The sequence below is a fragment of the Polynucleobacter sp. MWH-Jannik1A5 genome (assembly GCF_018881795.1).
GTDB lineage: Bacteria > Pseudomonadota > Gammaproteobacteria > Burkholderiales > Burkholderiaceae > Polynucleobacter.
On record NZ_JACVPQ010000001.1, the window covers coordinates 1,194,375 to 1,207,465 of the forward strand.

The 13,091-nt window shown below is 43.2% G+C and carries 16 protein-coding genes; 6 read left to right on the forward strand and 10 right to left on the reverse strand.

What is annotated here, in order from left to right; translation table 11 throughout:
* Positions 1-397: 397 nt before the first annotated feature.
* From ICN23_RS06085 to ICN23_RS06105, 5 genes are all read right to left on the reverse strand, one after another.
* A complete protein-coding gene (locus ICN23_RS06085; RefSeq protein WP_216231337.1) occupies positions 398-1,477 on the reverse strand; it encodes a glycosyltransferase in 1,080 nt (359 codons plus the stop codon).
* 195 nt (positions 1,478-1,672) lie between these two features.
* Complete coding sequence (locus ICN23_RS06090; RefSeq protein WP_216231338.1) at positions 1,673-2,608, reverse strand: NAD-dependent epimerase/dehydratase family protein; 936 nt, start codon at positions 2,606-2,608, stop codon at positions 1,673-1,675.
* Position 2,609: 1 nt separating this feature from the next.
* Entirely contained in the window at positions 2,610-3,596 is a 987-nt protein-coding gene (locus ICN23_RS06095; RefSeq protein WP_216231339.1) for a glycosyltransferase, read from the reverse strand.
* Entirely contained in the window at positions 3,593-4,744 is a 1,152-nt protein-coding gene (locus ICN23_RS06100; RefSeq protein WP_216231340.1) for a hypothetical protein, read from the reverse strand. The genes ICN23_RS06095 and ICN23_RS06100 overlap by 4 nt, the downstream gene beginning before the upstream one ends.
* 262 nt (positions 4,745-5,006) lie before the next feature.
* Entirely contained in the window at positions 5,007-6,026 is a 1,020-nt protein-coding gene (locus ICN23_RS06105) for a calcium:proton antiporter (protein ID WP_216231341.1), read from the reverse strand.
* 80 nt (positions 6,027-6,106) lie between these two features.
* Here ICN23_RS06105 and ICN23_RS06110 point away from each other — a divergent pair, with 80 nt between their 5' ends.
* A complete protein-coding gene (locus ICN23_RS06110) occupies positions 6,107-6,469 on the forward strand; it encodes a sirohydrochlorin chelatase (protein ID WP_216231342.1) in 363 nt (120 codons plus the stop codon).
* On the opposite strand, the gene cobA is transcribed toward ICN23_RS06110, so the two are convergent.
* The 3 genes from cobA to ICN23_RS06125 are packed head-to-tail and all read right to left on the reverse strand — an operon-like array spanning position 6,392 to position 9,573.
* Positions 6,392-7,249, reverse strand: coding sequence for a uroporphyrinogen-III C-methyltransferase (gene cobA / locus ICN23_RS06115; RefSeq protein WP_216231343.1), 858 nt, complete (start codon positions 7,247-7,249; stop codon positions 6,392-6,394). The genes ICN23_RS06110 and cobA overlap by 78 nt on opposite strands.
* 33 nt (positions 7,250-7,282) lie before the next feature.
* Entirely contained in the window at positions 7,283-7,849 is a 567-nt protein-coding gene (locus ICN23_RS06120) for a DUF934 domain-containing protein (RefSeq protein WP_216231344.1), read from the reverse strand.
* Positions 7,846-9,573, reverse strand: a complete 1,728-nt coding sequence (locus ICN23_RS06125; RefSeq protein WP_216231345.1) for a nitrite/sulfite reductase — start codon at positions 9,571-9,573, stop codon at positions 7,846-7,848. Before ICN23_RS06125 ends, ICN23_RS06120 begins: the two co-directional genes overlap by 4 nt.
* 198 nt (positions 9,574-9,771) lie before the next feature.
* Between ICN23_RS06125 and ICN23_RS06130 the strand changes: the two genes are divergently transcribed.
* Both ICN23_RS06130 and ICN23_RS06135 read left to right on the forward strand, forming a co-directional pair.
* Positions 9,772-10,050 (forward strand): type II toxin-antitoxin system RelE/ParE family toxin, encoded by a 279-nt coding sequence (locus tag ICN23_RS06130; RefSeq protein ID WP_216231346.1) that lies wholly within the window; start codon positions 9,772-9,774, stop codon positions 10,048-10,050.
* Between the two features lie 10 nt (positions 10,051-10,060).
* Positions 10,061-10,363 (forward strand): HigA family addiction module antitoxin, encoded by a 303-nt coding sequence (locus ICN23_RS06135; RefSeq protein ID WP_216231347.1) that lies wholly within the window; start codon positions 10,061-10,063, stop codon positions 10,361-10,363.
* A gap of 82 nt (positions 10,364-10,445) precedes the next feature.
* Here the strand turns inward: ICN23_RS06135 and ICN23_RS06140 are convergent, their stop codons facing one another.
* On the reverse strand, positions 10,446-10,817 hold the full coding sequence (locus tag ICN23_RS06140; protein WP_216231348.1) for a hypothetical protein: 372 nt from the start codon (positions 10,815-10,817) through the stop codon (positions 10,446-10,448).
* 4 nt (positions 10,818-10,821) lie between these two features.
* A complete protein-coding gene (locus tag ICN23_RS06145) occupies positions 10,822-11,046 on the reverse strand; it encodes a hypothetical protein (RefSeq protein ID WP_216231349.1) in 225 nt (74 codons plus the stop codon).
* A 185-nt stretch (positions 11,047-11,231) separates the two neighbouring features.
* Here ICN23_RS06145 and ICN23_RS06150 point away from each other — a divergent pair, with 185 nt between their 5' ends.
* The 3 genes from ICN23_RS06150 to ICN23_RS06160 are packed head-to-tail and all read left to right on the forward strand — an operon-like array spanning position 11,232 to position 13,090.
* Positions 11,232-11,810: an HdeD family acid-resistance protein gene (locus ICN23_RS06150; protein ID WP_216231350.1), complete on the forward strand. Its 579-nt coding sequence runs from the start codon at positions 11,232-11,234 to the stop codon at positions 11,808-11,810.
* Positions 11,811-11,848: 38 nt separating this feature from the next.
* Complete coding sequence (locus ICN23_RS06155; RefSeq protein WP_216231351.1) at positions 11,849-12,025, forward strand: hypothetical protein; 177 nt, start codon at positions 11,849-11,851, stop codon at positions 12,023-12,025.
* Positions 12,026-12,028: 3 nt separating this feature from the next.
* Complete coding sequence (locus tag ICN23_RS06160; RefSeq protein WP_216231352.1) at positions 12,029-13,090, forward strand: acyltransferase; 1,062 nt, start codon at positions 12,029-12,031, stop codon at positions 13,088-13,090.
* Position 13,091 lies beyond the last annotated feature (1 nt).

The window sequence follows — 13,091 nt, forward strand, 5'->3', positions numbered from 1 at the left end:
ATTATTTATAGTACTTGATAAACTCCTAAATGTCTGATGCATGCACTTTCAATGCAATAGATTTTCTTGGGGGATGTATTCTTAATGATTGTTAATAACTTCCGTAAATCATATCGAAATTATAAATTTTTTAAATCTTAAATTGGTCTGATGAAAATACTATGAGCTATTAAATTTATCCTACTACTTCATCTACTCATAATAAATTATTCTTACAGTCATTTTACTTAAAGAGTTAATGGTATTGCCTATTGAGCGTGTAGTAAAGCTACTTAGTCATTTCATATTAAGTTAACGCTAATGTTTTTTTACTTGATTGGTTGCGCTTGCTTTATTGCATCAAAATTAAGTGACCCAAGTTAGATGGGTAAAGCACTTCGAGGCGTCACAATATTCCTCAAAAATGCAGCCACTTAGGTGTTTTGAAGGTCACCATTCTCTTGTAGATCCAGATATAAGATAGGGTAAATAGTATGAAGAGACAAATTAGAATTGATGTAGATTGATAAAAGAAGATTGCCGGAATCGTTACCAGACTGCTCATGTTCCAAAGATAGGGCGCTGTTCTGGAGTTCGCATTAAACCAATCTAATTCATTCTTAATTGCCGCCTGATTGAGAATGCGCCTAAAGAATAGCGAATGTAGATGAAGCCCATCTGGGTGACCAGGACTTTTACCTTGATGAAATTTTCTCCGGTAAATCGTAAATAAGGTCTCTAAAATTGGATAGGCATTTACCATCAATGCGAACCAAGGAGAGATTTCTGGATGACGAGCTACCAAGAGAACGCTTAGTGTACCAATCCAAAATCCAATGAGATAGGCCCCGCCATCACCTAGAAAAATCAAGCCTCTAGGGTAATTGAGGATAAAGAATCCCAAAATGGCAGCAGCCATCAAAAAACTTAAATTGAAAATAAATGGGTCATTGAATTTAAAGCCTACATAAGCAAGTGCCAATAAGCTAATGATTCCCACCATGCTTGATAGCCCATTAAAGCCGTCAATGATGTTGTAAGCATTGGCTAAGCCTGTAACTGCAAAGACAGTAAATATGATTGAGATTGCTGAAATGGATAAAACCAAATCAAGCCCCGGAATATCTAAGCTGGTAATTTGAGCATTTAGTAGAATACTTGCCAGTAATGCCCCAAATGCCGTGAAAATTAGCCGAGTGCGGATACCAATTTTTTTAGATATATCTTCCGCTATACCAATACCAAAAGCAGGCAATGCACAGAATAAGAAAAGCATTTTTTCATTGCCGCCTTCATTGTTTTGATAGCTGACAGCTAGCGACACAAATAAAGCCAGGCCAATCGCTAACCCACCAATTCTGGGAACTGCTGTAGTGTGGAATTTTTGTGGGCCATCAAAATCGTGATCTCCACTGAACCCCTTATGCAATTTTTGGGTACGAACTATCAGAATAGTCGCAAAAAAAGAGGTAAAAAAGGCTATTAATATACTGAACATTAAATCATTATAAATACTAAAACGGCTGTATTACGAGGTTTTTAGGAGGGTAATCCAGGATTTGACGTGTTGTCCTAAGAGGCTACGGGTACCCAGATCAGGAGTTGTTCTTTATGATTTTTGTTGAGCATATTTAGGTGGCCAGGCTTTAGTGCTAGTTTTTATGCCATGTGATCCGAGGGGTCGCATTACAACTTATGTTGTGCTTGCCTTGTCTTGTTTGATTGACAAGAGAAGCTCTGCGATTCCCTCGATGAGGTTTGTCTGGCTGCGGGATGAGGTTGTTGAGCCTAGTTCAGACTTGAACTGCACCACTCGTTGATATTGAGCACTCTTCACATCAGCTTGAGTAACGATTCGTAAATTGCGTTTCGATATTCTTCGCAGAATAGAAATAATTTGCGCTATGGATGTTGATACTCCAGAGGCAATGATCTTAATATATGTGCCAGGGGTTTTCTCAATATAACTTACTGAGTAGATGATTTCTTGAGCCGCAACTTTAGCGCTGATATAGTCGCGCATTGTTTCTAGGGGTACATAGATGTGAATGACTTCATTAGACAGCGCTCTACGTACCATCTCTGCTAATAAGCCTTGTTGTTTGCCATTTTTTTCTTTAAAGCCATAAAGTGTCGTAATGCGACAAGATATGACAGTGGTACCCATTTGATTCAATGTGTTAACAATGGATTCTTGTGCTAACTTGGTATGTCCATATGCATTGATAGGAGTAGGCGCAGTAGACTCATTAATGAGTTCATCATGTTTTCCTGCATAGATAGCGCCTGCTGAGCTTGCAAATACAAAGGTTCCGGCGTTTAGAGTGAGCTCTTCATTTTTTAGCAAATCAGTTACGACTGCTTGCAGAATATCGGTTTCATCTTGTAATTCTTCTGCAGTGCTATGCATGGTGCCAATACCTGCAGCCCAATAGATTTTCCATTCCCCTTGCTGGGCTTGTGATGCAAAAGCGCTTATTGCCTTTTTAAATTGTGCACAAGCAAGCTCTTTGTCATCCCAACTAAATCGGCTTTGAGGATCAAACAGATTATGTGGGTGTTGTGATAACTCTTGGTAAAGGGCGCTACCTAATAAGCCTCCTTTACCAATCACCCAGACTAAAGCCATTTTATTTAGCGGGTCTCGTGGGCTTTGAGGTCACCACATACAGTGGCTTGCCCATCACAATACCGGTGGTCAGAGCTAGATACTCGGCCACCACCCCAAGCGATAGCATGATCAAGCCAGAGAAGAAGGAGATAATGATGAGCAAGGAAGTCCAGCCCTGAATAGGAGTGGATTCAACAAATTTGGAATAGAGTGCGTATCCCGATAAAAAGAGCGCAAGCAGAAAAGAGACGCCACCCATGATGGTGATGAGTCGTAGGGGTCTAGTGCCTGAGGTCAGTACCATTCTCCAAAAATGGTTTAGTAGCATGCCAAAAGAATAGCTCGAAGGCCTTTCTTCTCCTCTGAGTAGCATCGGGGCATAGCCTACGCGATTAGCAATCCAAAACAAAGCCACGTCCAAGTACACACCATTACCGCAATAGGCAGCCAGGATTCTGGCAATCTCACCTTCAATTAAACGAAAACTATTAAAAACGCCACTGCGGTACTGCGTTCCCAAAAATTGGACCGCTAACTTTTTGGCTAACTTGCTACAGCCGTTTCTAAACATTCCATGCGGGGCTGCATTGGTAGGTTGGGCATAAACAATTTGGTAATTACCGGCTAAGGCAATATCTAACATAGCCCCGATTTCTTTTGGATCTTGTTGACCATCTTCATCCATCGTCACTACCCAGCTAGCAGCAGCACTCGCCATACCAGCCAAGGTAGCAGCATGCTGACCAAAGTTACGAGACAACCAAATAGGTTTAACAAAATCATACTCAGATGCAAGATCTTCTAGTGTGCGATCAGAGCGATCGGGGCCACTATCGTGTACCAGCAATACTTCTTTAATGGTGAAGGCAGTGCCATTTGGCGATAGATGCGGACCATTTGCATAGGCTGAAATCTCTTTTACCAGTCCAGGCAAGCTCTTTTCCCCACGGTAGACCGGTATGACTACCGATACAGTTAAAGCTGAAGGGGTGGTGGAGGAATTCATTGAGGTGCCTTGAGGTCGATCGGGGGAATAGGTGTCTTGGTGGGGTAGTAATATCCTAACTCAACCGCACGTTGTAGTGTGCCTACTGCGTACTCTTCAGAAGGGTGTTGCAAAGCGCCACTCTCTAAATCCTCATAGCGCGCAGCAATATTCTCTTGCCCATGAGCAAACCAGTAAGCAAAAATTCCCAAAGAAAGAAAGAGGCCGACCGCTGCTATACGCATTCTGATTTTGGCGGAAGATGCACTCAGTAAACAAGTCAAATACACAATCGATGCAAAGATCAGTGAGTACGTAGTGTAGCGACTTCCTTGGCCAGTACGAATACCAATACCTCCTCTAGTAATCGCATTTGTCATTGCAGTCACAAACAGATAAGCAGTTAACCAAAGTAAAAAAGGATATTTGGCATATAAAAACTTCCATCTAGTGAGCAAATAGATGGTGAACACAATACCAAGACCAATAGAAAACTTATAGGTATTACCGATGTTTCCTAAAAAACCAAATGCATAGGTAATTAAATATAGCGGGTCTTTTAAAGCTAGCAGCACCTTAGGATGACCTGCCGGCTGCACATAACCCAGCAAGGGAAAATAGACTAGAAAGACTAGCCCAACTACTGCAATGCTAATAAAGAGATTGCGCCAATCTCTTTTGGATAGGTAGTACAGAAAAATGACGGGGACAACACAAATACCGCCACCGCTGGAGAAGATAGCGCAGATAAAAAAGCTCAGAGCAAGCGTTAAGCTGCCGGTGCTCAGAAAGTAAATCGATAGAACACAAAAAAATACTTGGAAATAGTGCTGCACACCGGCCATGGCCATGGTCATTAATTCATAATGAGACAGGCACATCATGCCAATCAGAATAGGCGAAAACTCGAAAAAACTGATTTGATTATTTTTAGAGTATTTCCAAAAAAGAAATACGATAAAGAACCAACCAAGATTACCAATCCAAATCATCCAGACAAAATTAAACTTTCCTGTGAGGCTAACCATGGAAAGGCTAATTAAATTATCTAGCACTATGCGATGCTCATTATTCTGGCTAAATAGGTGTAAAAACTGTTGGGGCAGCGTGAGATTAGGCAGGGGATTTAAGAAGCCAAAGATGGCATCAAAGTCATCGCGGTAGGGCATTCCGCTGGAATAGCGATGGATGATATACAGATGTATTACTATTGCTATAAGTGAGAAGCCAATAGCGCACCAGGTATAAAAGGGGCGCGCAGGGTATGTGGATTGGCTTACAGACATATAGTGATTATATTATTTAAACCTACCTCGATGAGCCAGAGCAGCCTGAATAAATCAAGGATCCCTTGCTCAATTAGGGGTAGCACTCAGAATCCCTAACCCTTAAGGCGATTCACCTTTCTGTTACGTTTAGAGCACTCTTTTTTTATGGCACCAAACTCAAGAACAAGTATTCAAAGAAGATGATCAGATGAACTACGCCTTGAAGTAGGGTGGTTCTGCCAATAGCTAGGGTAAGGGCTCCAATGAAGAAGGTGAGATACATCAACGTCATATTGAGATCGCTAATACCTAGACTGATTGGTAGATTAAAGTAGATTGCTATAGCAGCAATTACTGGTATTGATAATCCAATACTTGCTAAGGCGGATCCTAGTGCCAAGTTGAGACTACTTTGCAGGCGATTCGCTTTAGCAGCTCTTACTGCGGCATAGGCTTCAGGCAATAAAACCAACATCGCAATGGCAATACCCACAATCGTTTTTGGTGCGCCAGCAGATTTAACGCCGGCTTCAATTGCAGGGCTCAATAATTCTGCGAGCCCTACCACTACAATGAGTGAGGCAATTAACAAGAAGACACTAATGGTGGTTTTCAGGTTGCTCGGTTTTTGCGCATGAAAGTTGATATCTGTTTTTTTGTCTTGTGCTTTTGGGAGGTAGTAATCTCTGTGACTGACTGTTTGAAAGAACAGGAAAGCGGCATAGAGGGTAAATGAGGCAATACCTGCAAAGGCCAGCTGGCTCTTGGTGAAGTCTGGCCCTGGAGTGCTAATAGTAACTGTTGGCATTACCAAAATAAAGGTTGCAAGCGCTGTCAATACGGCTAAAGCTGAATTGGTGCCTTCATTGCGAAAGCTCATCTCATGGTGATGCAGGCCGCCAATAAAAATACATAGACCAATGACGCCATTGATCACAATCATGACAGTTGCAAACACGGCATCACGGGCAATAAACTCTGAGCCATCATGTCCCGATAGCATCATGGAGATGATTAAAGAAACTTCGATAATCGTGACGCTAATCGCGAGTACTAATGCGCCATAAGGCTCACCTGTTTTATGGGCAATGACTTCGGCATGATGCACAGCAGATAAAACACCCCCTATCAAAGTAACGGCCATTAAGATAATGAACCAGGTTTGACTGAGTAGTGTTGCCATGAGTGCGCCCGAAAGAGATTAAGGTTAAGCTTGTAGAAATTACGAAAAATACAATTTATTCTGAGAGTGTATAGCCATCTATGAAAGCCATTATCTTATTTGGGCACGGAGCGCGCGATAGTCGCTGGCGTGAGCCTTTTGACCGTCTGGCCGCCTTATGGCAAGCGCAACATCCGGCTACGCCAGTTGAACTAGCTTTTCTAGAGATGATGCAACCCTCTCTAGAAGAGGCAGTTGCTGCACTCGTTGCCAAAGGGGTAACTGAAGTAGCAGTGGTTCCAGTCTTTTTTGGGCAGGGCGGGCACCTCAGAAATGACTTCCCTGTTTTGCTGGAAGAGTGTCGGGGTAAATTCCCCAACATCCCATTAAGCGCTACGCCTGCTGTCGGGGAGGATGCGGCTGTCTTGCAAGCCATTATCGATTTCGGGGCTAGAGCTCTCTAAATTTGGATTTGTCTGGGTTGTATCTCTGAGCGCTTCACCAATCATGATGAGTGCGGGTGAGCTGCTATCAAACCATTGATCTGCTTTGCCGGCTGCTAATTCTTGCAAGGTACTTGTCCATAAGCGCTCACGAGGGGTGCTGACAGCTTCCAAGATTTGTAAAGGGGTATTGCTGTGTTGATTAGGGCTTTGCGCAATCAATTGCTGTGCGATACGAGCAGCATCTTTACGGCCCATGTAGTAAACCAAAGTATCGGCCGAAGGATTGGGTATAGGCTGTCCTGGAGCGACATTCTCTGCGCCTTGCGCCAAAGTAACAAAAGCAACGCTTCTTGAAACGCCACGAAGTGTCAGTGATTGCTGAATACTGGCAGCACCAGCAAGCGCCGCAGTAATGCCAGGCACTATCTCTACTTCAATACCAGCAGCCTTTAAGGCTTGAATTTCTTCATCAGCGCGACCAAATAGCATAGGGTCACCACCTTTGAGGCGCACAATTAATGGATACTTTTGCGCAGCATCCACGAGTCGTTTATTAATAAACTGTTGCGCAGACGAAAGTTTGCCACAACGCTTGCCTACTTCTACCAAAATCGCTTGCGGGCATAGTGTCAACATTTCTGAATCCACTAAAGCATCATAAAAAACAATGTCAGCTTGCTCTAGTAGTTTGGCGCCACGCACAGTGATGAGATCAATTGCGCCCGGACCAGCACCCACTAAATACACTTTGCCAAGTGCTTGGTTGGTAATATCCTGATGAGCAGATGCTTTAGTCATGTTGATTAGTATCAGTTTGGCAGACGCACTGCGTTAAGCGCTTAATGTTGCCCGTTTATCACGCCAGCTATTCTGGGTGGTGAAGGTATACAAATCAAATTGCTGAAGTGCAACATGAAGATCTTGGTCATGACGTAGTGCAAAGCTATCAAAGCCTACTCTAGCACCCTGAAAAAGTTGATCAATTAACACATCACCAATGGCGCGAATTTCTCCTTGCCATTGGAAACGATCCCTTAATAGCGCTGCTGTACTAAAGCTACGACCATCTCTAAAGATGGGAAAGTGAGCAGCTACTAATGGCCATACTTTTTTACCTGCTTCAATGGCATCAGCATGTTTCAGGATGTCGTCATCAGTCGCAAACCAGACCCCAATTTGACCTGCCTTGGCTTTACTCTGAATATCTGCTTCATGATGATGGGCAATCCACCATGTAAATGGAACCAATACTTTACGGGCGCCATGATCAAGATCTGGCAAGCCACCTTCATCTTTGCTACCACTCCAAACTTGCCATTCATTTGGAGCTAGCACAGGTTTTCCGCCTTTAGGAAAACGCAAAATTTCTGGATGGGAGGTGAGATTGATTTGACTCATGATGCATTTCCCACAGCAACTTTGTCTTCTGCCTTTCCTTTTTTCTTTGCGTTCTCGAGTTTATCTTTATAGGCCGCCTCTTTAAATGGTGTTAAACCTAAACGGCGATACGTACCAATAAAAGATTCATCCTCAGCGCGCTCTTTTACGTAGGTATTGATGACATTGGTAATGACATCTGGGATCTCATCGGCATAAAAAGAGGGGCCAATGACTTTGCCAATAGCAGCATCATTGCCTTGCTCGCCACCTAGAGTGATTTGATACCACTCTTCACCATCCTTATCGACCCCCAAAACACCAATATTGCCAACGTGATGGTGTCCACAAGAATTAATGCAGCCTGAGATATTGAGACTAATATCACCTAAATCAAACAAATAATCTAAGTCATCAAAACGCTCCTGTATCGCTTTAGCAATCGGCAAAGACTTGGCATTCGCTAGGGAGCAGAAATCACCGCCTGGACAGGCAATAATGTCAGTAAGAAGGCCGACGTTTGGCAATGCCACTTTTTGCTTTTTCGCTTCTTGCCATAGTTCATATAGCTTGGATTGCTCAACATCAGCAAGTACCAAGTTTTGTTCATGGGTGGCACGCAATTCACCAAAGCTATATTGGTCCGCTAGATCTGCAATTGCCAACATTTGTGCAGTAGTCGCATCACCAGGAGCAACCGTGCCATGTGGCTTGAGTGACAAGATCACGCTGGCATAACCGGGAACTTGATGCGGTTTGACATTACGCTCCAACCAGCGGGTAAAGGCTGCTTTCTCAGCATCGGTAGCAAGGTCAATGACTTGCGCAGTACTTAACGCAGGCAAGCTCTTATAGGCTGGCTTAGTAAAGTGCTGAGCGACCCGGTCCCACTCTGCTTGCGTGAAGTTGTCATCACCATTTTTGATGTGTAGCCATTCACCTTCCACTTGGCGGGCAAATTCTTCAGGACCTAAGGCTTTGACCAAAATCTTGATACGGGCCTTATAGAGATTGTCTCTTCTGCCAAAGCGGTTGTATACACGCAGCAACGCAGTGAGGTAGCTTGGCAAGATATTCCACGGAAGGTCTTTCTTAATGAGAGAGCCCAGGATTGGTGTACGACCCATGCCGCCACCTGCATAAATATCGGCAGTTAATTCATTGTTGGTATTTTTCTTGAGCTCAATGCCAACATCATGACAAAGTAATACGGTGCGATCTTCTTTGGCGCCATTCACGGCAAACTTAAACTTGCGTGGTAAATGAGCGAATTCAGGATGCAGTGTTGACCATTGACGCAAGAGTTCGCAAACTGGGCGTGGATCAACATACTCATCACCTGCAACACCAGCAAAAGCATCGCTCGTAATATTGCGAATGCAGTTGCCCGATGTTTGAATGGCGTGCATTTCTACTTTGGCTAGTTCAGCCAAAATATCAGGGGTGTCTTCTAGAGTGACCCAGTTGTATTGAATATTTTGACGGGTGGTGAAGTGACCGTAGCCACGGTCATATTTTTCTGAGATGAGAGCTAAGGTGCGCAATTGCTTGGCGCTAAATAATCCGTAGGGAATAGCAACGCGCAGCATGTAGGCATGGCGTTGGTGATACAGACCATTCTGTAGACGAAGGGGGCGGAATTCTTCCTCGGCCAGAGTGCCATTGAGGCGTCTGGCTACTTGATCCCTAAATTGGGCAACCCGTTGATCTACCAGGGTTTGGTCAATAGCATCATATTTATACATAAGGGAGCTATTGTCTTATTTGAATGATATTTCTACAAATAATTAAAAATTGATTCTATATATCTATATCAATATAAAGGTGATTACTGCATGCCAGGCCTCAATAATCCGGCTACCAATGCCTATTAAATAGCTAGGCAATAGGAAAGTGATAAATATTCTACATAACAGATTCTGTTAAATGGAATATAATGAGCTATGATCCGCTCATTTTCTTGTGCACTTACTAGAGATTTATTTGAAAGCAGGGCTACAAGAAAGTTTGTAAACATAGAAAGGGTGGCGCGACGCAAGTTGTTGCAATTACATGCAGCCGTTAATTTGTTAGATTTGAGAGTGCCGCCAGGAAATTTGCTGGAGGCCTTAATAGGAAATCGCAAAGGACAACATAGCATTCAAATTAATAGCCAGTGGCGAATTTGTTTTATTTGGCGAGAAGATGGTGCGTATGACGTAGAAATTGTGGATTACCACTAAGGATATGACGATGACAAAATTACTTGATGAAATTCATCCAGGCGAAATACTCTTGGAAGACTTTATGAAGCCGATGGGTATAACAGCTCGCCAGCTAGCGGCAGATATTGATGTCTCCCCAAGTCGTATTAGTGAGATTGTGAATGGTGCTCGTCCTATTACTGCTGATACCGCTTTGCGTTTGGGCCTCTTTTTTTCAATGGAGCCACGCTTTTGGTTAAATCTACAGTCGGAGTACGACATGCGAATTACTAAAAAAACCTTGCAAAAGGAAATTGAATCTCGAGTACGCGTTTTTAAAATCGCTGCCTAGTTCATAAGTGCGCCAAATTAAAAAGCCCTGAAATATCGGGGCTTTTGATTTAGATCTGCTGATTGATAAGAAGGCTCTTTACTTACAAGCCGTTTTCTCGGTAGTGCTTATAGAGATTGGCAATGGATGCAAAACCCAGAACCACAATTAATACCGCAAATAAGTACTCTGTTGTGAGGTAGGTGTACACACCCATCTGAACCAGGACGGCTGCAACAATGAAGGCAGCCATGGATCCGAATGCCACCAATTTAAAGTTGGGGACAAAGGCTCCTAAGGTAATGGCGATAAAGACAATGTAAAGGTCAGAAACAAGTTGATCAGCTGTTACAAAAATACTATTTGTAAGCTCGGGGTTAGTGAACTTGCCCAATACAGCAATGACCAAAATAGATGCCAAGATAGCAAAGTTGAGCTTTGCTTTGAGAAGAATGGTTTTAAATTGATCACTCATGGTTTTATGAGGCGCTACCATTAAATACTAGGCTTATGCCAATCCATAAAATAATAAAAGCAACTAAAATAGTGAGGCCAATTTTCTTGATGAAATAGCCTAGGGTATCCATATATACCTCATCGCCTTTACCAAAATAATGGTCAAAGCGCTTCCAGAAAAGGCGACCTACAACCAGTGGCAGAAGTATCGCAACGATTCCTAAGATAACCGTGAGTGTGTTGTCCATGCTAAATCACTTTCCTTGCTAACAATCCCAAGTGACTGGGTGTAAAAGGCTAAAGAATACCTGTTTTTATTTTTTCCCCCATAGGGCTGACTTTGGCCAAGGCTTTCGTGCTTATTTAGGGTTAAAAGGGGATTGTTGATACAGTAGAGGCTACTTTTCAATTACTTTTCTCGAAAGCCCCTTATATGACCGACTTATCCAATGCTCAGATTCAAGAGATCCGCACAAAAGTATTGGGCGCTGCCGCCAAAATCCCAGGCGCATTAATTGGCTTGGGAATTTTGTTCATCGTGCTGGGCATGATTGGAATTGCTGGTCAAACCCTGTTTTCTTTTATCTCTGTAAATATTTTGGGCGTTTTCTTATTTGCGGGCGGCCTTTTGCAGGGCGCGCATGCCATGAAATCACAAGGCTGGAAAAGTGTTGGCGTACAGCTGATTTTGGCAGCACTTTATATTGCAGCAGCAATCTTCACTTGGGCATTTCCAATTCCGGCGCTAGAGGCAATCACGCTTTGGTTGGCTGCAATCTTTTTTGTGACCGGCGCTTTACGTTTGATCTCCGCGTTTCAGCATCGTCACTTTCGTGAATGGTTTTGGTTGGTATTGTCTTCAGCGATCTCCATTTTGATGGGCGTACTCATCATGAATGGTTATCCAGAGTCTAGCCTTTGGTTGCCTGGTATGTTGATTGCGATTGAGCTCTTATTGCAAGGTTGGTCATTGTTGTTTATGGGATTAGCGGCACGCTCACTTACTAAATAACTAATTTGATTCAGAAGGCAGAGTAAAGAGACTTCATCATGGCAATGAAAAAAACCGACCTCTACAAGAATTTAGCTTTGAAAACTGCACAGGGAATGAAGAATGCCGCCAAGGCTCCCAAACTCGGCGCAGATGAGAAGGCAAAGTCTAAAAAAGAACTGGCAAGTGCGAACCCCTTGCTAGCTTCTTTAATGGGCAAATCCAAGTCAAAGTAATTCTTGAAGAAAGTAGCCCCGCTTTTTCTGATTGATTTTCTGAAGGTCTTTGCGGCCTTGTTAATCATCCTGCATCACCTCTCTAGTTATGGGCAAATTGCCGAGGATGCACGCCGCGTTCTTCCGGGTCTAATGACTTGGTTATTTGAGTATGGCCGATATGCAGTGCAAATCTTTTTGGTGATGGCCGGTTATTTGGCTGCACAGTCCTTGAGTCGTTATGCGAATACGCAATTTAGTGCCAATGGTTTACTCAAGCTCATTCTCAATCGTTATCTTCGTTTATTTGCTCCTTACGCTGCTGCTTTAATCTTTACCATTGGCTGTGCCTACGTTGCACGCTTCTGGGTTAATGATGAATTTGTCGGTCAATCAGAAACCCTGGCGCAATTTTTGGCGCACCTCTTTTTTATCCAAGGAATCTTGGGTCTTGATTCGATTTCTGCTGGCGCTTGGTATGTCGCGATTGATTGGCAGTTGTATTCCGTGCTGGCAATTTTGTTTGTCTCTTTTCCGAGGTATCAGGCATTAATTTGGCTGATCAGCGTTTTGGCTGTGAGCTCCCTCTTATTTTTCAATCGCTCTGGTGATTACGAGGCTTATTTCATTTACTTTATTGGTTCTTACGGCCTAGGCGTCTTGGCCTATTTAGCTAGCCGCTTTGATGATGGGGGTATTAGGCGCTTAGCCAAGGCAGTATTAATCTTGATCGGTTTGATAATTACGGCAGCTTCATTTCAGCAGGTATGGCTCAGAAATATTCTGGCTTGGTTTGTAGCTTTGGCTTTGTACCTATGGGGCGGCACCCAAAACCCTCAGGGCATTGCTCAAAACGGCTTATCAAAAGCTATCGCCTGGGGAAGCCAGCGCTCTTACTCTGCTTTCTTAATTCACTTTGCATTTATATTGCTGGCCAACACCATCTATATTGCATCAGGAATACACGTGCATGAAAGTGGCGCGTTAGCAATAACATTAATGCTGGCAGTAGTTGTAACTAGTGTGACTGCAGCAAATTATCTTTATCGCTGGATAGAAGTTCCAGCAAATAAACTCAAGATCTAAT